General features: G+C 60.0%; 15 protein-coding genes. 11 read left to right on the forward strand and 4 right to left on the reverse strand.

Translation table 11 applies throughout. The features are described from left to right. The first annotated feature begins 107 nt into the window (after positions 1-107). The 5 genes from FHS92_RS03345 (at position 108) to FHS92_RS03365 (ending at position 5,839) form a co-directional block, all read left to right on the forward strand. Positions 108-1,172 (forward strand): acyl-CoA dehydrogenase family protein, encoded by a 1,065-nt coding sequence (locus FHS92_RS03345; protein WP_184077509.1) that lies wholly within the window; start codon positions 108-110, stop codon positions 1,170-1,172. Beyond that, the gene (locus tag FHS92_RS03350) at positions 1,169-2,332 is read left to right on the forward strand and encodes an acyl-CoA dehydrogenase family protein (protein WP_184077511.1); all 1,164 of its coding nucleotides are present in this window, start codon (positions 1,169-1,171) and stop codon (positions 2,330-2,332) included. Before FHS92_RS03345 ends, FHS92_RS03350 begins: the two co-directional genes overlap by 4 nt. Before the next feature lie 31 nt (positions 2,333-2,363). Next, positions 2,364-3,272 carry an SDR family NAD(P)-dependent oxidoreductase gene (locus tag FHS92_RS03355; RefSeq protein ID WP_184077513.1) on the forward strand — a complete coding sequence of 303 codons (909 nt, stop codon included), beginning with the start codon at positions 2,364-2,366 and terminating at the stop codon, positions 3,270-3,272. An 87-nt stretch (positions 3,273-3,359) separates the two neighbouring features. After that, positions 3,360-4,556: an acetyl-CoA C-acetyltransferase gene (locus FHS92_RS03360; RefSeq protein ID WP_184077515.1), complete on the forward strand. Its 1,197-nt coding sequence runs from the start codon at positions 3,360-3,362 to the stop codon at positions 4,554-4,556. Continuing rightward, complete coding sequence (locus FHS92_RS03365; RefSeq protein ID WP_184077517.1) at positions 4,556-5,839, forward strand: acetyl-CoA hydrolase/transferase family protein; 1,284 nt, start codon at positions 4,556-4,558, stop codon at positions 5,837-5,839. Before FHS92_RS03360 ends, FHS92_RS03365 begins: the two co-directional genes overlap by 1 nt. A 62-nt stretch (positions 5,840-5,901) precedes the next feature. Here the strand turns inward: FHS92_RS03365 and FHS92_RS03370 are convergent, their stop codons facing one another. Then, positions 5,902-6,252: a nuclear transport factor 2 family protein gene (locus tag FHS92_RS03370; protein ID WP_184077519.1), complete on the reverse strand. Its 351-nt coding sequence runs from the start codon at positions 6,250-6,252 to the stop codon at positions 5,902-5,904. A gap of 232 nt (positions 6,253-6,484) precedes the next feature. Continuing rightward, positions 6,485-7,462, reverse strand: coding sequence for a LysR family transcriptional regulator (locus tag FHS92_RS03375; protein WP_184077521.1), 978 nt, complete (start codon positions 7,460-7,462; stop codon positions 6,485-6,487). 271 nt (positions 7,463-7,733) lie between these two features. Between FHS92_RS03375 and FHS92_RS03380 the strand changes: the two genes are divergently transcribed. Genes FHS92_RS03380 through FHS92_RS03395 form a run of 4 tightly spaced genes read left to right on the forward strand, consistent with a single transcriptional unit; the run spans position 7,734 to position 12,532 of the window. Beyond that, on the forward strand, positions 7,734-8,945 hold the full coding sequence (locus tag FHS92_RS03380) for a CaiB/BaiF CoA transferase family protein (protein ID WP_184077523.1): 1,212 nt from the start codon (positions 7,734-7,736) through the stop codon (positions 8,943-8,945). 12 nt (positions 8,946-8,957) lie between these two features. After that, positions 8,958-10,901, forward strand: coding sequence for an AMP-binding protein (locus tag FHS92_RS03385; protein WP_184077525.1), 1,944 nt, complete (start codon positions 8,958-8,960; stop codon positions 10,899-10,901). Between the two features lie 28 nt (positions 10,902-10,929). Further along, positions 10,930-11,712 (forward strand): SDR family oxidoreductase, encoded by a 783-nt coding sequence (locus FHS92_RS03390; RefSeq protein ID WP_184077528.1) that lies wholly within the window; start codon positions 10,930-10,932, stop codon positions 11,710-11,712. A 10-nt stretch (positions 11,713-11,722) separates the two neighbouring features. Further along, a complete protein-coding gene (locus tag FHS92_RS03395; RefSeq protein WP_184077530.1) occupies positions 11,723-12,532 on the forward strand; it encodes an enoyl-CoA hydratase/isomerase family protein in 810 nt (269 codons plus the stop codon). Between the two features lie 116 nt (positions 12,533-12,648). Here FHS92_RS03395 and FHS92_RS03400 read toward each other — a convergent pair whose 3' ends face one another. After that, the gene (locus tag FHS92_RS03400) at positions 12,649-13,680 is read right to left on the reverse strand and encodes a nuclear transport factor 2 family protein (protein ID WP_184077532.1); all 1,032 of its coding nucleotides are present in this window, start codon (positions 13,678-13,680) and stop codon (positions 12,649-12,651) included. 251 nt (positions 13,681-13,931) lie between these two features. On the opposite strand from FHS92_RS03400, the gene FHS92_RS03405 reads away from it, so the two are divergent. Beyond that, positions 13,932-15,980: a PQQ-dependent dehydrogenase, methanol/ethanol family gene (locus FHS92_RS03405; RefSeq protein ID WP_184077534.1), complete on the forward strand. Its 2,049-nt coding sequence runs from the start codon at positions 13,932-13,934 to the stop codon at positions 15,978-15,980. A gap of 82 nt (positions 15,981-16,062) precedes the next feature. Here the strand turns inward: FHS92_RS03405 and FHS92_RS03410 are convergent, their stop codons facing one another. Further along, the gene (locus tag FHS92_RS03410) at positions 16,063-18,372 is read right to left on the reverse strand and encodes a TonB-dependent receptor (protein ID WP_184077536.1); all 2,310 of its coding nucleotides are present in this window, start codon (positions 18,370-18,372) and stop codon (positions 16,063-16,065) included. 402 nt (positions 18,373-18,774) lie between these two features. On the opposite strand from FHS92_RS03410, the gene FHS92_RS03415 reads away from it, so the two are divergent. Continuing rightward, positions 18,775-19,722 (forward strand): LysR family transcriptional regulator, encoded by a 948-nt coding sequence (locus tag FHS92_RS03415; protein ID WP_184077538.1) that lies wholly within the window; start codon positions 18,775-18,777, stop codon positions 19,720-19,722. The last annotated feature ends 63 nt before the right edge of the window (positions 19,723-19,785 follow it).

Here is a 19,785-nt window from a genome sequence, read left to right on the forward strand (position 1 = left end):
CAGTGCCGCTGGGTTGTGCGTCCAAATGTTAATCAGAGAAATGAGGGTGGTTTGAAGCCAGTGATATTCCCCGCCACGCGTGGCGCAGCGGTCTGGAACGCCGACACATGAGCGCGCACGACATTTCCGAAGCAATCAGCATGATCCGGGAAAGCGCTGCGGGGATTGCGGTCCGTCATGATCTCGGCCGCATCCGCAAACTGCGTTACTCCGTGCCAGGGTTCGACCGGACGACATGGCGGAATATGTGCGAAATGGGCTGGCTCGCCCTGAGCCTGCCTGAGGAAAAGGGCGGTGTCGGGCTCGGCATGACCGCCAGTTGCGCATTGATGGAAGAGCTAGGCCGGGCACTTGTCCCGGAACCGGTGATCGGCGCGACGCTGGCGATCCAGACGTTGGGCGACGATCAGCTACCCGACGTCCTATCCGGTGAAAAGATGATCCTTCCGGCGTGGCAAACGACGCGGTCCGGCATGTCGACCAGCGACCCCATCCCGGTCGAGAACGGCACGGTCAACGGCGTCATGCGCTATGTGCCGATGGCGGCTGGAGCAGATGCGTTTGTCGTCGCAACCGCCAATGGGTGGGGCTTAGTCGACGCGCACAGCCCAACCCTGGCGCTCGATGTCGCGCAAACGCAGGATGGCGGCCATTATGGCACCCTCACCTTTTCCGGCACCCCGGTCTCCATCGTTTCGGATACCGCGCTCGCCGGACCCGTCGCACAGGCCACATTGGCGACCGCGGCCTATCTGCTGGGCGTTATCGACGAAGCGATTGAGCGGACGCTCGATTATCTGCGCACGCGGGTCCAGTTCGGTAAGCCGATCGGAAGTTTCCAGTCGTTGCAGCATCGGATGGTCGACCTCAGTCTCGAGGCGGCTCTCACCCGGGCGAGCGTTGCCGACGCGGCGCGCATCTGGGACGGCAGCCCCGGTTCATCAAAAGCCTACGCTGCCGTTTCCCGCGCAAAGGCTCGCGCTTCGACTACCGCCATGCTGGTTACGCGACAGGCCATCCAGATGCACGGCGGTATCGGCTACACCGACGAACATGACATCGGACTTTATCTCCGCAAGGCAATGGTGATGGCCCCGGCCTATGGCGATGCTGCCCTACACCGGAAGCGCTTTGCCCAATATATGCCGGATCATGCGGAGGCGGCGGCATGAGCATCGAACGCTATCAGCTTGATGATTTCAACGCGCTGGGCGATCCGGAATTCCGGCTTCTCGTCCGCTATTTTCTGCGTGAACATCATCCGGTTGACATCATCAATCCGCCAAAACGTCTGCACTGGGACGAAGCCGAGCCATGGTACATGACTCTGGCGGAGGCGGGCTGGCTCGCTCCCGCGTGGCCGCGTGAACATGGAGGAATGGGCCTGTCCGCCGCCAAGCAGCTCATCTATATGGATGAGTTTGAACGCTTTGGCGCCGCACGAACGCCCGACCATGGGATCATGCTGCTCGGGCCGCTGCTTATCCGCTATGGTTCCGAGGCGCAGCGCGCGCATTTCCTCCCCCGCATCCTGTCAGGCGAGCATATCTGGTGCCAGGGCTACAGCGAGCCGAACGCGGGTTCGGACCTGGCGTCCTTGCGAACCGAAGCGGTACTGGACGGTGACGAATGGGTGGTCAACGGACAGAAGATATGGACGACGCTTGCCGGTGACGCCGACTGGATCTTCATGCTCGTTCGCACCGACAAGAGCGGCAAAAAGCAAGAAGGGATCAGCTTCCTTCTGGTGCCCATGGATGCGCCGGGTGTCACTGTCCGCCCGATTGACAATCTCGATCTGCAGGACGAGTTTTCCGAAGTCTTCTTCGACGATGTACGAGTGCCAAAGGACAATCTGGTCGGAGAAGTCAACAAGGGCTGGACAATGGCCAAGGCCCTGCTCGGCTTTGAGCGTATTTTCCTGGGTTCGCCCCGTCAGGCCGCGCACGCGCTCTCGCGATTGCGCTTGCTGGCGGGGCATGTCGGAATGCTCGACGATCCTTGCTTCTTCGACCGATATACTCAGCTTCGGCTGGATCTTGCGGATCACGAAGCGCTTTTCGAGGAAAGCGCCGACCGACTGCGGCGCGGCGAGACACTGGGCGCAGACGTTTCTTTCCTCAAGCTCAACCAGACATCGCTGTTCCAGCGCATCACGGAGTTGATGTTGGAGATCGCCGGCGAGGATGGCGGCCTGCTCGAGCCCATCGAAGGCAACCGCGACCTTAATCCCATGGGTCTTTTTCTGACCGCACGCGCGGCGACGATCTACGGCGGCGCCTCGGAGGTCCAGCGCAACATCATCGCCAAGGCCGTGCTCGAACTGCCGTGACAACATCATTTTGAATCGAGGAGCTTTCGGCATGACATTGGATGGCAAGGTCGCAATCGTGACCGGCGCAGGCGGCGGGATTGGGCGCGCGATCGCCATCGCTATGGCTCAGGCAGGCGCGGCGGTCGTCATCAACGATGTCGGCGTATCGCTGACCGGCGAAGGCGGCTCTGCCACACCCGCCGAAGAAACCAAGGCGACGATCGAGGCGTCCGGTGGCCGCGCAGTCATCAATATCGACAGCGTTGCGGACTGGGACTCGGCGCAGCGGATCGTACAATCCGCGGTCGACGCTTTCGGGCGCCTTGATGTGGTGGTCAACAATGCCGGCATCTTGCGCGACGCCTTTTTCCACAAGATGACGCCGCAGGATTGGGCGTCGGTCATCGACGTGCACCTTAATGGCAGCTTTTACGTCAGCCGCGCAGCGGCCGAAATCTTCCGCCAGCAGGAAAGCGGCGCCTTTGTCCACATGACCAGCACGTCCGGCCTGATCGGTAACAACGCGCAGGCGAATTATTCCGCGGCGAAGATGGGCATTCTGGGCCTGTCCAAGACCATCGCACTCGACATGCAGCGTTACAATGTCCGTTCCAACTGCGTCGCACCCTTTGCGTGGGGCCGTATGACCGCAAACATCAAGGCGGAAACGCCCGATCAGATCAAGCGGGTCGAAACACTCAAGCAAATGACGCCTGAAAAGAACGCCCCTCTCGTCGTCGCGCTTGCGTCCGACGCGGCAAGCGCAATCAACGGCCAAGTTTTCGCTGTGCGTCGCAATGAAATTTTTCTAATGAGCCAGAGCCGCCCGATCCGTTCGGTACAACGCGACGATGGCTGGACGCCGGAGCTCGTGCAGCAGCACGCCCTGCCCACGCTCCTGCCATCGATGCTGCCGCTCGACCGGAGCCAGGATGTTTTCACCTGGGATCCAGCCTGATCTCTCGTGCTTCAAGGGACACATAAACATGCCCATCTACCATGACGACCAATCCGCGAATATCCTCTGCCTGCCGGTGAACCACTGATGCGCCGCGCCGCCATTGTCAGCCCACTGCGTACGCCTGTCGGGGCCTTTGGCGGCGCGCTGAAGGACGTCCCGGTCGAAATGCTCGGGAGCGTCGTCGTCAACGCCGTCCTCGAACAATCGGGTGTTGATCCGGCGCGGATTGAGGACGTGGTGTTCGCCCAGTCCTACGCCAACAGCGAAACGCCCTGCGTCGGTCGCTGGATCGCGTTACAGGCCGGTCTGCCGCAGGAGGTTCCGGGCATCCAGATCGATCGCCGCTGCGGGGGCGGGCTGCAGGCCATCGTAACGGCCGCGATGATGATCGAAAGCGGCGCCTGTAACATGGTTCTTGCAGGCGGCGTCGAGAGCATGAGCCGCATCGAATATTACACGACCGACATGCGCTGGGGCAAAAGGTCCGGTACCACGCAATTCTATGACCGGCTCGACCGGGGACGCGAGCGTTCGCAGCCCGTCGAGCGCTTCGGTTATATTTCCGGGATGATCGAAACAGCGGAGACGCTGGCGCGCGAATATGGGATCAGCCGTGAGGACGCCGATGCGTTCGCGGCCGAAAGCCACCGCCGCGCAGCCGCCGCATGGAACGAGGGGCGTTTTGCCGACGAGGTGGTGCCGGTGCCGGTCCCCCAGCGTAAAGGCGATCCGGTCCTGTTTGCGCGTGATGAGGGCATCCGTGCGGAAACGACGACAGACACGCTGGCCAAGCTCCGCGTTCTCCAGAAGGACGGAACTGTCACGGCGGGCAATGCGGCGCAGCAGAACGATGCCGCAGCCGCCTGCCTGATCGTTGCCGAGGACAAGCTCGCCGAGCTCGGTCTCGAACCCATCGCCTTTCTGCGCGGCTGGGCCGCGGTCGGCTGCGATCCGGCACGGATGGGTATCGGTCCGGTCCCGGCCACCCAAAAGCTGTTAGCGAGAACGGGCCTGAGCCTTGACGACATGGATCTGGTTGAGATCAATGAAGCCTTCGCCGCGCAAGTGCTTTCCGTGCTCAAGGGGTGGAACTGGGACGACCGTTCGAAGCTCAACGTGAATGGATCGGGCATCTCGCTCGGTCACCCGATCGGCGCCACCGGTGTGCGGATGATGACCACTCTCACCCACGAAATGCGTAGGCGAGGCGCCCGCTACGGACTTGAGACCATGTGCATCGGCGGCGGCCAGGGCATGGCGGCCATCTTCGAGCGCGCCTGATGCGCGGAGGACGCGCCGGGCGGGAACTGACTCTTGGCAGTCTCCGCTGGACCGAGCTCGTTCCTCGAGGCGCCATGGTGGTGTGGGGGCAGGCCTCGGCCGAACCCGCATCGCTCACCGCTTCCCTGATGGCGCAACGCGCAGCGATAGGGCAATTCCGCGCTTTCGTGGGTATGAGTTGGGGGTCCAGTGTCTCACCCGATTTCACCGATCAGGTCGCTTACACATCCTATTGCGGCGCCGGGGCAAATCGCCGACTTGGCGCGGCCCTCGACATACTGCCCCTTCCTTATACGCAACTTGCTTCCACGCTGGCCGAGGAGCGCCCTGTTCTCCTGCTGGGTCTCGGCCTGGGCAGCAGCGCCGATAGTTTCAGTTTCGGTGCGGCGCGGGAATATCTGGCCGAGTTGATCGACGGCGCCAGCCTGGTCATAGCGGAAGTCAGTGAGGGTTTTCCGCGCAGCGCGGGCAGCGATGGCGAAATTCCCCGCGATTGTATCGACATCATCGTGCGCACGCAGGGCGTGCCGATATCGCTCCCGCCAGGGCCGCAGGGTGATACCGACGGGAAAATCGCCGCCCGTATCGCCGCCCTAATCGAGGATGGATCGACGCTTCAGATCGGCCTGGGCGGTATACCCGCTGCTGTTCTGAACGCTCTCAAGGGGCATCGAAATCTCGGCGTCCACTCGGGCCTGATCGGCGATGAGATCGCCGAACTTGCCGCGATGGGCGTGATCACCAACGCGCTGAAGACCATCGATCGCAATCTGACCGTAACAGGATTGCTCGCCGGTGGTCCCACATTGATGAAGTGGGCAGACGGCAATGCCGGTCTCGCGCTACGGCCGACGCGCTATACCCATGATGCCTCGATACTTGCTTCAATCGACAAGTTCGTCGCGATCAATTCCGCCATTGAAGTCGACCTGACCGGACAGGTCAACGCGGAGGTGGCCGGCGGCCATTATGTGGGGGCCGTGGGCGGCGCCGGGGCGTTTCTGCGCGGCGCACATGAGTCGCGCGGTGGACTGCCCATTATTGCCCTCCCCTCCACCGCCAAAGGACGATCCCGAATTGTCGCCAACCTGTCGGGGCCGGTCAGCACCGCGCGAGCCGACGCAGGCATCGTCGTGACGGAGCACGGCGTGGCGGATCTGCGCGGCCTTTCGTTGCGTCGGCGGCGAGAGGCCATGCTCGCCATTGCCGAACCCGCTTGTGTTGCCGCGCTCGAGCAAGAGTCTGGCCGCTCGGCACAATATCGCGGGTCGGGCCAGATATAACGGACTGCTCGCCCGCGATAAGATCCTTCCGGGATCAGGTGTCGTCAGTCATCGCCCGCAGTCTATAATGTGGAATAGTCGCCATACACGCGATAGTCGCGGATCCCGTCCTCGTTTTCCTCGAAAATTACGGCCCCAGGCCCCTCGAGAGTCGTGTCGTCCTTGCGGACGAACGTCACCCTCAGTTCGACCAGGGTACTTCCGCCTTCGGTCACATCATGATTTTCGACGGAGTGTACCGTACCGGAGATTGTGTCGAAAAAGCCTTGCAGGAAGCTGGCTATATTCTCGCGGCCGACAATCGGCGACAAATTGCAGAAACGGAACGACGCATCCGGCGCAAAATATTGCGCAGCAAGGGCGGCACTGGAGTCAAGATCGGCGTAGAATCGGGTGACTTTTTCCTTGTTCATACTCTCTCCATATCTGTGCCCCGCTCCGGATAATCCCGAATGCGGCTCTGAATCCAGCGACCGTACTTCTCGGTTGAACAGGACATGTCTCGCTCATATCCCAAGCGCCAATCGGCGCATTTTCATAGGCCCAAGGTGAACTGTTAAAACCCTCCGCAGCGTCCGAAAAGCGTCTCCGGTCGCCTGCCTACACTTGTCATAGGCCCCACCTATCGCAGGACGACGCAGATGTTTACTCCGCCTTGGGAAGGCGCGCTTCGAGATGGTGGCGATCGATCATTTCCCCGATGATGGTGGTAAGCTCCTGCTCCACGACCTGGCTTGCGCGCGTCACGGATCGCGATCGTTTCCTGATCAGATAAGCGGTTCGACGGATCGTCGGCTTGACGATTTCGACCAGCGCAAGGGTTCCGTTAGCAACCTCGTTGATCACGGCCGCGTGCGGCAAAATCGTATAAGCGCTTGCGCGGTCCGCCATCGCGATAATCTGGGGAAGAGAATCAATCTCTGTGACGACATCCAGACGGACGCCGTTGCTTTTAGCAAATCGTTCAATCACTTCGCGGGCACCATGCGGGCGGCTGGGCAGTACGAGCGGCAGTGACTGCACGTCCGCCAGAGTGATGGGCTTTTCGGCCCTGCCATTCGGCAAGATTGCACCATCCCAATTGTCGGGCGCTGTCACCAGAAAAAGATCTTCGCTCAAAATCGGCTGGACAGAGACCTGCGAAGCATCCGGCACTTCATAAACGCAACCCAGCTCGATCCGCTCGTTAATGATCCATTCCATGATATAACCGGACATCGCCTCGGCTATGTGCAGGCGAACCCGCGGAAATTCGGCCTGGATGGTTTCCGCCAACGGAACGCTGAGCAACAAACCCATCGACGGCGGGAAGCCAATCGAGACCGGCCCCCTCGCCTCGCCCCCGAGGTGGCGGACATCTTCGACCGCGACTTCGACACCATGCAGGATCTCACGCGCGTGTTGGGCCAAAGCGACGCCGGCCTCGGTAAGGTGGACACCGCGCGCCCCGCGTATAATGAGCTGGGTATCCAGCTTCCTTTCCAGGCGCGAGATATGTTCTGACAGGGACGGTTGGGCCAGTCCCAGCACGGCGGCGGCGGACGAAATCGAGCCCTGCTCTGCTATCGCCACAAAATAGTGGAGCTGCCTTAGATCGACAGGCGGAACACGACCCTCATCCATCGGATAAGCCTATATCCTTAGCGTAAATGTTGCACCCACTTTTTTCTCGACAAAACGTCGGATGAAGGGATGATATGCCCTCTGATCCTTTGATCGTCAGCCATTTTGACGAAAAACCCGCCCTTTCAGATCAAGGTATAGGTTTTACCTATATATGCGTTAGGACATGGACATCCCCATTTGCGCGTCCGTCAGCGTTCCGGCATCGCTCAGTACGCAGGCGCCCTTCGGAAGAGCGCCTTTGGTTCGAACGACGGAAAGACAGGCGGCAATGAAGGGCGTTCTGAGCGGATACAAGGTCCTCGACTTTGGACGTTACATCTCCGGCCCATTTTGCGCGGCGCTTTTAGCCGATATGGGGGCCAATGTGATCCGCGTGGAGCCCGTCGAGGGGAGCGACGATCGCTACGTCATGCCGATCGGAGAGGACGAAAGTGGCGGCGGCGCGGTTCATTATCATGTCAATCGCGGCAAACGCTCAATCGCCATCGACACGTCGACCTCCGAAGGCCGACAGGTCGTGGAACGCCTGATTGCCAGCGCCGATGTCGTGGTCGCCAACTTACCTCCCAAGGCGCTGACCAAGCTCGGTCTCGATTACGCCACGCTTTGCGCAATTCGCCCCGACATCATCCTGACGACCGTGAACGCCTATGGCCTGAACGGCCCGTATCGGGACGAGATCGGCTTTGACTGCACCGGGCAGGCATTGAGCGGAGCGATGGCGCTGACGGGAACACCGGAACAGCCTTACAGGGCGGCGGTCTCCTATGTCGATTACTCTACCGCTATCTCTGCCGCGCTCGGTACGGTGTCCGCCTTGCTGAAGCGCGAACGCACGGGCCAGGGCGAGCATGTCCATTGCTCCCTTCTCAAGACAGCGCTGACGATTACAAATTCGATGCTGATCGAGGAAGCTTCGGGCGCAAGGAGCCGGGTCGCGACCGGTAATCGCAGCCCCATTTCTGGGCCATCGGACCTCTTCCGAACCCGCGATGGCTGGATCATGATCCAGGTTATCGGAAACATGATGTTCCGTCGTTGGGCGCAGATGGTCGATCAGCCGGAGCTGGTTGACGACCCGCGTTTTTCGGATGACCAATCTCGCGGCGACAATGGTAAAGCGCTGAGTGCGATCACGGCAGCCTGGGCGGCGGACAAAACCCTCGAAGCCTGTATGGCGCGAGCGCAGGCCCACCGTCTGCCCGTCACGCCGATGCTGTCGCCCGGGCAAGCCTTTACAGCGCCTGCCATAGCGCAGGGGGAGATGCTGGAGTATGTCTCGACCCGAGACAATCAACAGATCCCCATCGTCACGACCCTGTGCGATTTCGCGGTGAATGGACATGATACCCCCGCGCCTGCCCCGACGCTTGGGGCGCATACGGCGGCGATCTTGAAGGAGGCGGGATTCGACGCCGGAACCATTGATCGCCTGGCCGCGACGGGTACGATTTCCGAAACTTTCATGACGAGTGATTAAGGCCGTTAGCGCATGACCGCATCCGAAAAGACCGATCTATGGACTCCTACCGCCGATGACGTCGCCCATGCGCACGTGACGGCGCTTGCACGCACCCTGCAACTGCCAGACTACGACGCTCTGCTCCAATATTCGGTCGAGAATCCTGCGGGCTATTGGCAAAAGACACTCGCATTTCTGGATCTTGAATGGTCGAAGAAGCCGGATTCTTACGGCGAGTTCGCCCGTGGCCGCGAATTTCCGTCATGGTTCCCGGGCGGAGAATTGAACTGGGTCGACAGTATCGTGAAGTTCGGTGACGATCCGGCGTCGTCCGATCGCACTGCTATCATTGCCGAGCGTGAGGACGGGACGGTCACGAAAATCAGTTTTGCCGAATTGTCTCGTCAGGTTCGTTGCTTCGCCGCCGGGCTGGCCGAACAGGGCGTAAAACGCGGCGACCGCATTGGCCTGTTCACCGAAAACGGCATTGAAGCCACCGTCACATTGCTGGCGATCGCGTATCTGGGCGCGATCGTGGTCCCTCTCTTTAGCGGATTTGGAACCGACGCGATTGTTTCCCGCCTTGGCTCCTGCGGCGCCCGCGGACTTGTCGGGTCGACCGGGTTCGACCGGCGGGGGCAGCGCGTCAACGCGATGGCTGCGATTACGGATGCCCTACGACAGCTCCCCTTGATTGACTTGCTCATCCTGAAGGGCGGTGCGGGCGAGGCAATCCCAAAGCCGGGCATTGCATGGCAGGCGGTCCTCGATAACGACGCCCCCGCCCTCCCCTCCGCCCGCATGACGCCCGACGATCCGTTCATGGTGATCTATACGTCCGGCACCACCGGCAAGCCAAAGGGAGCCGTCCACACCCACGGCGGTTTCCCGCTGAAAATCGCGCACGACGCCGCCGTCCATTTCGATGTCGGCGCAGGCGACGTTTTCTGCTGGCCTGCCGATATGGGATGGATCGCCGGGACGCTCGTGCTTTCCGTCGCGCTGCTGCGCGGAGCGACGCTCGTCTGCTATGACGGGGCGCCGGATTTCCCCGATTGGTCGCGCCTTTCCAGGATCGTGGAGCGACACAAGATTACCCATCTGGGGTCGGCGCCGACGCTGATCCGTGGACTTGCGGCCAACATGCCATTGTCCGTGAGCGGCGACACATCGACCATCGAATTGCTCATCACAGCCGGGGAAGGCATTGATCCTGATCACTTCCTCTGGTTCCATCGCCATTTCGGGCACGGCCGCGCGCCGGTCATCAATTATACCGGCGGCACCGAGGTGTCCGGGGCGTTGCTGTCCAGCGTCGTCGTGCGCCCCATTCCCCCGGCATCCTTCAACACGACGTCACCGGGCGTGGAAGTCGATGTGGTGGATGCAAACGGGCAACCCGTCCTCGACCAGATCGGTGAACTTGCCATCCGTGCACCGTTCGTCGGAATGACCCATTCCTTCTGGCAGGACGACGAGCGCTATCTCGACAGCTATTGGCGCACGATTCCTGGCCTGTGGATCCACGGCGACCTTGCCATGCGCACGAGCCGCGGCGAATTCTTCATGCTGGGCCGCTCCGACGACACGATCAAGGTTGCCGGTAAACGGCTCGGCCCGGCCGAAGTCGAGGAGGTTATCCTGGAGCTCCCCAGTGTGAGTGAAGCCGCCGCCATCGGGGTGGAAGACGCCGTCAAGGGTCAGAAGCTGGTGGTTTTCGTGATTACAGCATCCGCTTATGATGGCGACGCGGCGGCTCTCGCCACAGCGATCCGCAAGCAGGTGGACGACAATCTGGGCAAGCCGTTCCGCCCCAGCGCCGTGCATGTCGTGAGGCAGCTGCCCAAGACGCGCAGTTCCAAAGTGATGCGCCGCCTGATACGCAGCATCTATTGCGACCAGCCCCTGGGGGATCTTTCGGCCCTGGATAATCCGTCCGCGCTGGACGAAATCCGCCGCATGATTCCGGCCTGAGCCATCGAGACGACCGAAGGGATTAGAAATGGATCTGGGAATTGCCGGCCAGAAAGTCCTCATTACCGGCGCTTCACAGGGCATCGGAGCCGGTCTGGCGCAGGTTTTCGCGGAGGAAGGCTGTGCCGTCTATCTGGTCGCCCGCTCGGCGGATAAGCTGGACGCGGTCGCATCAGAACTGCGATCGGCCCTCGGCGCGCAGGTGGAAACGCTGGCGATCGACCTGACCGCTCCGGACGCCGTGGGCCGGGTCGTCGCGTTCGCAGGAACGCCGGACATCCTCGTCAACAATGCAGGCGCGATTCCGGGTGGAAATCTCTGGCATGTCGACGAAGCGCAATGGCGCGCAGGCTGGGAGCTGAAGGTCTTCGGCTATATCAACATGACCCGCGCTTTCTATCCTCTGATGCAGGAACGGGGATCCGGCGTTATCCTCAACAACATCGGCAACGGCGGTGAGAATTTCGATTTTGATTATGTGTGCGGCACCACCGGCAACGCCGCGCTGATGGCATTCACCCGCGCCATCGGCGGACGCAGCATGGATCACGGCATTCGGGTTCTGGGCGTCAACCCCGGACCGGTGGCGACCGACCGCATCTTCAAGGTCCTGCGTACGCGTGCGATCGAACGGTTCGGCACAGAGGATGCCGCAGACGAGCTGACCGCAGGCTATCCGGCGGGTAGAATCGCCAGCGTACGGGAAACGGCCGATATGTTCGCGTTTCTCGCCTCGCCTCGGTCGGCCTATACGTCCGGCACCATTATAACGATCGATGGCGGCATAACGTCGCGCCGCGCAATTGGTTGAAGGACATCCCATGTCACACGGTTATGACGGTTACAAATGGCTGAAGTTCGATCGCCCCGGCGACGGCGTGTTGCGCATCACGCTCGACCGGCCGGAGCGGCTCAACGCGCTTGATCATGACGGTCATCGCGAGCTGGCCTATATCTGGAACGTTGTCCACCAGGACGACGCGGTTCGCGCCGTGATCCTGCGCGGCGCTGGCAGAGCCTTTTCCGCAGGCGGTGATTTTTCCGTGGTTGAGGATCTTATTGCGGACCATGAGGCCCGCGTGCGCATGTTCAAGGAAGCGCGCGATCTCGTCTATAATATCATCAACTGTTCCAAGCCGATCGTTTCCGCCATCCATGGCGCGGCCGTGGGTGCGGGCCTTGTGGCCGCGCTGCTTGCGGACATACCGGTTGCGACCAAGGGCGCGAAAATCGTCGATGGTCACACGAAACTCGGCGTAGCGGCAGGCGATCATGCAGCGATCATCTGGCCACTATTGTGCGGGATGGCGAAGGCCAAATATCATCTCATGCTGTGCGAACCGATGACTGGGGAAATGGCCGAGCAAATGGGCTTGGTCGCGTTGGCGGTCGAAGACGATGAACTCGAAACGAAGACGTTGGAAATCGCTGACAAGCTGGCGGGCGGAGCACAAAGCGCGATCCGGTTCACCAAATATGCGCTCAACAACTGGTTGCGTATGGCGGGGCCCTCGTTCGACGCGTCGCTTGCGCTCGAAATGTTGGGCTTTAGTGGTGCAGAGGCCAAGGAAGGTCTCGCCGCCTATCAGGAAAAGCGCCCGGCGGAATTTCCCCCTCATTCGGCTTTTTGAGGGTCGGTGAACGAAATCATACGGGCTTCCAGAGCTTATCCCGATCCGGCACTTCGTCCCACGAGCCCGGCGCGTCATGCCTGAGCATTATTTACGCGCCGAGCATCGCAGTCCCATCACTTCTTCTTGGGTGTGGAGGTCATCGAGAGGCCAGACCCTTGCTCGCGAATGATCTTCCAGCCAGCAGGGGTTCGGTGCCAAACAACCATGCTGAGAATTCGGCCATTCATCATCCGGTCACCCATATCGAGCGTAATATTGTAGTAGACGGGTGCCGACGCGAGATTCCCAGAAATAACGATGTCTTCCACAGGTTCGATTCGGTTGCTGAACACTATGCCCTTCAGGGCTTCATCCCAGATGGCGCCATATTCGGCCGGTGATCGGGCCACACGCTTCTTCTGATCGAAATCATCGAAAAGATACACACCGCTGGCATCCCAATCGTAGAATTTGCCCAGACGCTCACGGAAATTAAACGCCGGATCGGTGGGAAGATGGCGCCAGCCATATTCCAGCCATTCGGTTGCAAGGCGCCGGATTTCCTGCTTGTCGGCTTCATCGCTAGCGCCAGGCACAGCACCTGGAGCGCCCCGATATTCGCCACCCGCAGTTTCGGCACTGGCTGGCACTTGCGCCTTCACTGCGTCAAAAGCGGGCAAATCATAATACATGGTAAGACGCGTGACCAAACCACCGCTCATCTGGAAAATCCAGGCATAGCTATTCGAATAGGGCTGCTTGTCACGCCGGACAGCGTTGGCGTCAAAATGCACCACGACGGTATCGCCTTCAGCGAATATACCCCGAACGATGGGCAATGGCGGCTCAGAAAACCGCGAAAGGAACGGCTTGGCTACCTGCGTGAGAAATTGCTCACGGCCGTTCCACGTTCCCGCCGACGGGCCCGTTCCCGGAATGACCAGCACAGCATTGGGCGCGAGCAGGTTGAAAACTTCACCATGGCCCTTTGTCCACTTGTCGAAGGCATCAGCGATGATTTTCCGGTTCGACATGGTTTCAGCCTTGGTAACTGCAGCGGTGGCGGATACGGGAGCCAGAGGCACCGAAACGGCAAAAGCGACGGCGAAAGCTATGGAGCGTGCGCATGTCCGCGTTGTTTTGAGCCTCATGAATTCTCTCCTCATTCAAGATTATGCCTTCGTCATGCCACCCGAGCCATTGGCAGAAAAGGGAAAAGGGCCCGGCGGCCATAGGACGAAACTATGGCAAGGCATTGGATGTCCTATGCTGCTTCGATCGCATGTAGTCAGCTTGGCGGGACGCATTAGGCTCGCGAGGAAACGGGCAGCCAGGAGAGGATATGCTGACAATGAATCGAGGTCTAAGACCAGAGCCGTGTGGCGTTCGTCTTGCGATAGCGAATGTACTGCCATTATTGGCCTTGGCGGCTTGTGGCGGTCCCCGTTCGGACGGAGGCGACTGGACAAGCTATGGCCGATCGGCGGACGAAAGTCGCTTTAGCCCCGGCAATCAGATCACGAGCGACAATGTCGATCGCTTGGGTCTGTCATGGGCCTTTACCTTGGACGAGCCGGGCGGTCTGGAAGCGACACCCCTGGCCATCGACGGCATCCTCTATTTTACGGCGGCAAATGGTACCGTGTACGCCGCCGATGTCCTGAGTAGGAAAATCCTCTGGAAGTACGATCCTCAGTCGTGGAAGGTTTCTCCGCGTATGATACGCGGTTTTGAGCCGGTCAATCGCGGCTTGGCCTATTGGCAGGGAAAGCTGTTTCTCGGTGCGTTCGATGGCCGCTTGATCGCAATCGACGCGCGCAATGGCCGCGAAATCTGGCAAACTTCCACGCTGGATGGCGATGGCCCACATTCCCGCAAGACGATCACCGGAGCGCCGCGAGCCTTTAACGGCAAGGTGGTCATCGGTCAGGGCGGGGCCGACTGGGGCACGCGGGGCTATCTCACGGCTTATGACGCGAACAGCGGGAAAAAGTTGTGGCGTTTCTTTACCGTGCCTGGCCGCCCGGGGTCTGATGAAAACGACCCGGCCATGAAGATGGCCGCCAAGAGTTGGTCGGGCGAATGGTGGCGCTGGGGCGGGGGCGGCACGCCATGGAACGCAATTACTTATGATCCGGAACTGAACCGACTGTATATTGGTACCGGCAACGCGTCGGTCTATGATCCGCGACTGCGCAGCCCGGCGGGCGGCGACAATCTATTTCTCGCCTCCATCGTTGCGGTCGATGTGGATACCGGCCGGTACATCTGGCATTACCAGGTCAATCCCCGTGAAGCATGGGACTATAAGGCTACGACTGACATGACGCTTGCCGAGGCTGAGATCGGCGGCAAGCGGCGCAAGATTTTGATGCAGGCGCCCACCAACGGCTTCTTTTATGTTCTTGATCGCGAGACCGGCCGTGTCATTTCTGCAGAGAAACTCGGAAAAGTCACATGGGCGGACAAAATCGATTTGAAGACGGGGCGGCCTGTGGAGCGCCCGGGGATACGCTATGAATCCGGCCCCGTGACCATCTGGCCAGGCACCATCGGCGCCCATAACTGGCAGGCGATGGCATACAGCCCCCAGACCAAGCTAGTTTATATTCCCTATATGCAGCTGCCTACGACATTCACATCCACCCCGGAGGACGCACAAGCCCTTGCCGATCTTACACTCGACAAGACGAAAATGCGGTTTGGTATAGGGGCAACCTTCCGGTCCGCCGTGATCGACAAGGAAGATGGCAAAGGCGCGTTGCTGGCCTGGGACCCAATCGGACAAAAGGCCGCGTGGCGCGTGCCGCGCAAATATTTGTGGAACGGCGGAATTCTGACCACGGGGGGTAACCTCGTGTTCCAGGGCACGGCGGACGGCAATTTTGAGGCGTTCTCGGCCGATCAGGGTAAGCTGCTCTGGTCATTCAAAGCCGGGAACGGAATAATTGCGCCGCCCATCAGTTTTGCAGCCCGGGGGAAGCAGTATATCGCGGTGCTGGCGGGATATGGCGGGGCTTCGGCGGCGGGCAGCAAATTGTTCGATACCGGGTGGCGCTACGGTATTCATCCCAGTCGGCTGCTCGTGTTTTCGCTGGATGGAAAAGAGAAACTGCCGCAAACCCAACCGCCGTCCGTTGCCGTGACCATCGCCGACGATCCTAAGATCGTCATCGATCAGGCTGCGGCCAAACGCGGGGCAAAAATCTACAGCCAAACCTGCCGCATTTGTCATGGTGCGGGAGCGGCCGCCACCGGCCCGACGGCTCCGGACCTCCGTGCCTCGGGAGCAACGCTGGACTATGCTGTATTCCGGGATGTCCTGAATGGTGCACTTGTGGAACGACAGATGCCCCGCTTCGATGATCTTTCCGACGACGAAATGCGATCTATTTTCATGTATATTCGCAGCGAGGCGCGGCATCCCGGGAGCACCGGTGAGGTAAAGCAGAGCAACGGCTCTTGATAGGATGAATTTGTAATCCGGACGCAAAATGGGGCGGAGCATGGAATGCTCCGCCCCATCGTTTTTTGGTACGACTGTCGGTTTAGAACCGGTAACCGACAGTGACGCCGTAACTGACAGGCTCACCCGCGTAGCGCCCGACGGTCTCGATCACCAACGTTGGTGCCGACCAGTAATAGGAGTTCGTCACATTGCGGCCAAAGACGCCGAAGTTCCATTTGTCCTCTTCGTCGTGGATCGACGCACGCAGATCAAGTGTCTGGTAAGAGTCGATCGCGGCAGCCGGCAGCTCGCCCAAAGCACCGTAGGAGAAGGACTGGTGGCGCAGCGACGCGCCGATCTTCATGCGCCAGTTGTCCGATACGGCGAAGTCATAGTCAACTTGCGCGGTTCCTGTGAGCTTTGGCGAAAATGGCAGTACCTGCCCCTTCATCTGGACCCTGGCGCCAACGAAATTGAAGTTCACAAAGCTGTCCGTAATCTTCGTGTCGATATAAGTACCATCTACGCTGAGCGTAAGGCCCTCCACCGGCCGGACTGTCAATTGGGCCTCCGCACCGTAAATGCGCGATTTGGGGACATTGACGAGGGCGCTGGCGGCAACGTTGGCCAAGCGCGGATCGAATGTGCGACCACGCACCTGCTTGTTGGTATAATCGTTATAAAATGCCGCTGTGTTGAACTGGACCTTGCCACCCAAGAGTGTGAACTTGCCGCCCAGCTCGTAAGCCAGCACGTCTTCCTGAACGGCCGGAACGAGCGACGCAAAAGTCGTTGAAAGGACAGCGCCGAACGCGCCGCTCTTGTAGCCGTGGCTGACGCTGGCATAGAGAAGGGTATTGCGATCGACCTTCCAGTTGGCAGCCGCCCGCCATGACAGGTTATCCTCCTTGAGTACGGGATTATAATAGCCAAGCGTCACATTATCAGGAAGAACGGTAACGCATCCACCGACCGCAACCGGTGCAGGAAGACGGGCCGTAAAATAATTTGCCGTGCTCTGATCTTCAGCCGTGGTGCACCCGCGCAATTCACGCCGGTAATTGGTATAGCGGGCTCCACCCTGCAGCGTCAGGCCATCACCGATCTTATATTCGAGATTCCCGTAAACGGACTCCGAGCTTCCGGTCTGGAAATTGCGGCCCGCTGCGTGCGTATATCCTGTTTTGCCCAGGATACCGTCAGTAAAAATTCCGTCCTGGCGCTCGTTGATCTTGTCGTCGGTGAGGTTGGCCCCCACGATCCAGCGGAGCGCGTCCATCTGTCCTGACAGCCGCAGTTCCTGGAAAAAGGAGCGCAGATATCCGTCAATAAGGATGGTATTAGCAGTGAAGGGCGTACCGTCGGTATCAACGGCCGATTTGGTTGTATATCGGTTGTAGGACGTAATGCTCTTCAGCTGGACGTCCGGCGTCAGATCGACATTTACGGTAAGGGCCGCCTGGAAATTGTGGTTGTCTTTCTTGAACGGGTAGTTGGCGTCCCAATCGGCCGAACGATTGTGGCGAGCGGCCTGGGGGTAATTATAGAGCGCGGGATTCAGGGTTCTCAGCGCGTTGTTTCCGCCCGCTGCCGGTGTCGCGCCCAGATATTGGACGGCCTGCGTATCGGACCGATCGATGCCCGCGTTGACATTGAGCCGCAGCGAAACCGTTTCGGCGGGTTTCCAGTCGATCAGCAGCCGACCGGACACGATGTCCTTGTCGCCCAATTTGTCGCCCCGGCTGTAGCTGCGCTGCCACGCTCCACCATGATCCGTCTGCACCGAAAGTCGCGCGGACAAGGTGTCGCTCAACGGGCCTGAGACAAACGCCCTCGTGGTGACTTGATTGAAGCGGGCATACCCCAAATCTATGCCCGCCGAGAGCTGATCGGTCGGGGCGTTGGGAATGATGTTGATCGCGCCCGCCGTCGAGTTGATTCCGTATAAAATCCCTTGAGGCCCCTTGATCGTCTCAACCCGCTGCGGATCGAGCATGGAAAAGGACGTCAGCGATCCGTAGGGAAGCGGCACCTCGTCAACATAGACGGTCACTGCTGGCGATGCAGCCAAGCCGTAATCGTAAAAGCCGATACCGCGCATGGTATAAACCGGCACGCCATACGCGCTTTTTGCATAGGTGAAGCCTGGAACTGCCTTGATCAGATCATCGGGCGTGCTGATACCCAGGGACTTGAGTTGCTCGCCCGAGGCCGCCGTTATGGTAAGCCCGACGTCGTTGATCCGTTCGCTCCGCTTCTGTGCGGTGACGACGATGTCGGCGATTTCCGTTGTGGCCTCGGGGGCCGCCGCAGAGCCAGCTCCCGCTGCCCCCTCTTGAGCATGCGCGGCACTTGCTGACCACGTCATCGCCGACGTCGCAAGCAGAACCAGCTTAAGTTGATTACGCATAAACCTCCCCTTATTATCCTGATAAATCGATGGATGGTTGCCGATCCGACCGTGATGGGTCTGTCGGTTGCGGCCCACCCGTTCCGTAAATCACCATCCTCGCGCCATTTGCAAATGCAGCTCTTGGCCTCCTAATCTGGGCATAGGATCGCCCTATGCCGCGGACGCGACGGAGCCCTATGACAGCGGGCAGGCCCAATTTCTGTCTGAATTCCCGCTAACAGCGCAGCCCTGGGGTGATCGAAGTCATGAGCGTATCACCATGGATTCAGCTCGTCGGCTACCTTGGCGATGAATGCGTCCTGCTGCGAAAGTCATTTGTCCGGAAATGTTGAAATGCAGGCCTCGCATCTCCCCAGCCTTTCCGTATCCTGACGTTCCGGCCTCTGTTAGGAGATAGACATGGACATTGCCCAACTCAGAACGCTTATCCATGTGGCCGAACTGGGCAGCGCCAGCAAGGCCGCTGACCGTCTTGGGATCGCGCAGCCCGCCCTTAGCCGACAGATCCGCATGATTGAGGCGGAACTCAAGGCGCCCCTGTTTATACGGCACGGGCGCGGAATGACGCTCACCGATCTGGGTCGAAAGATTTTAGCTTCGGCCAACGCCATATTGGAAGAAGTGGACGCGATTCGACGGCTTGCGGAAGAAGGGAGCACCTCCTTTTCCGGACGGGTGCGTCTGGGCATGACTCCCACTGTGGCTGAAATCATGACCGTGCCGCTGGCCCGACGGGTCAAGCAGGAGCATCCGCATATCTCGCTGTGCATCAGTTCCGCCTTTTCCGGGCACATCCTCGACTGGCTCAAACGTGACCTGCTGGATTGCTGCGTGTCCTACGACGCCGATGGGAGAGGTGCGGTGCGCACTCACCCGATCCTGACCGAAAATTTGCTGCTCGTTGGCAACGGTCAGCATGGATTGTCCATGAAGCGGCCAGTCGCCTTTTCGACGCTGACGCACGAACCTTTGGTGCTGCCGAGCCCCCTGCATGGGCTGCGGCAGATTGTCGATGCTTGCGCAGCGCGAGCGGGCATCGAACTCTCCCCTCAGCTGGAAGCGGATTCGCTCAGCAGCATGATCGATCTGGTTCGGGAAGGTTTTGGCTACGCTATCTTGCCGCTCGCGCCGATCTATAGCCGCGTTGCGTCCGGAGAACTGTCGGCTGCGCCGTTGAGCGACCCGGAGCCGACCCGACGTGTCGTCATGACCTATCCCGCTGACCGCCCGGTTTCGCCAGCGACGCGTTATGTTGGCGAGACATTCGCAACGATCGCGGCCGAACTGATCGAACAGGGGGTCTGGGCCGGTCATCTAATCCCTGGCAGCAAGCTGCGCGGGCGGTAATTTAAATAGCCGACAGGACTGAGCTAAAACATTTCGGCATAGCTGATACTCTCCAGCTCCTCT

This window comes from Sphingobium subterraneum, from assembly GCF_014199435.1.
Classification (GTDB): domain Bacteria; phylum Pseudomonadota; class Alphaproteobacteria; order Sphingomonadales; family Sphingomonadaceae; genus Sphingobium; species Sphingobium subterraneum.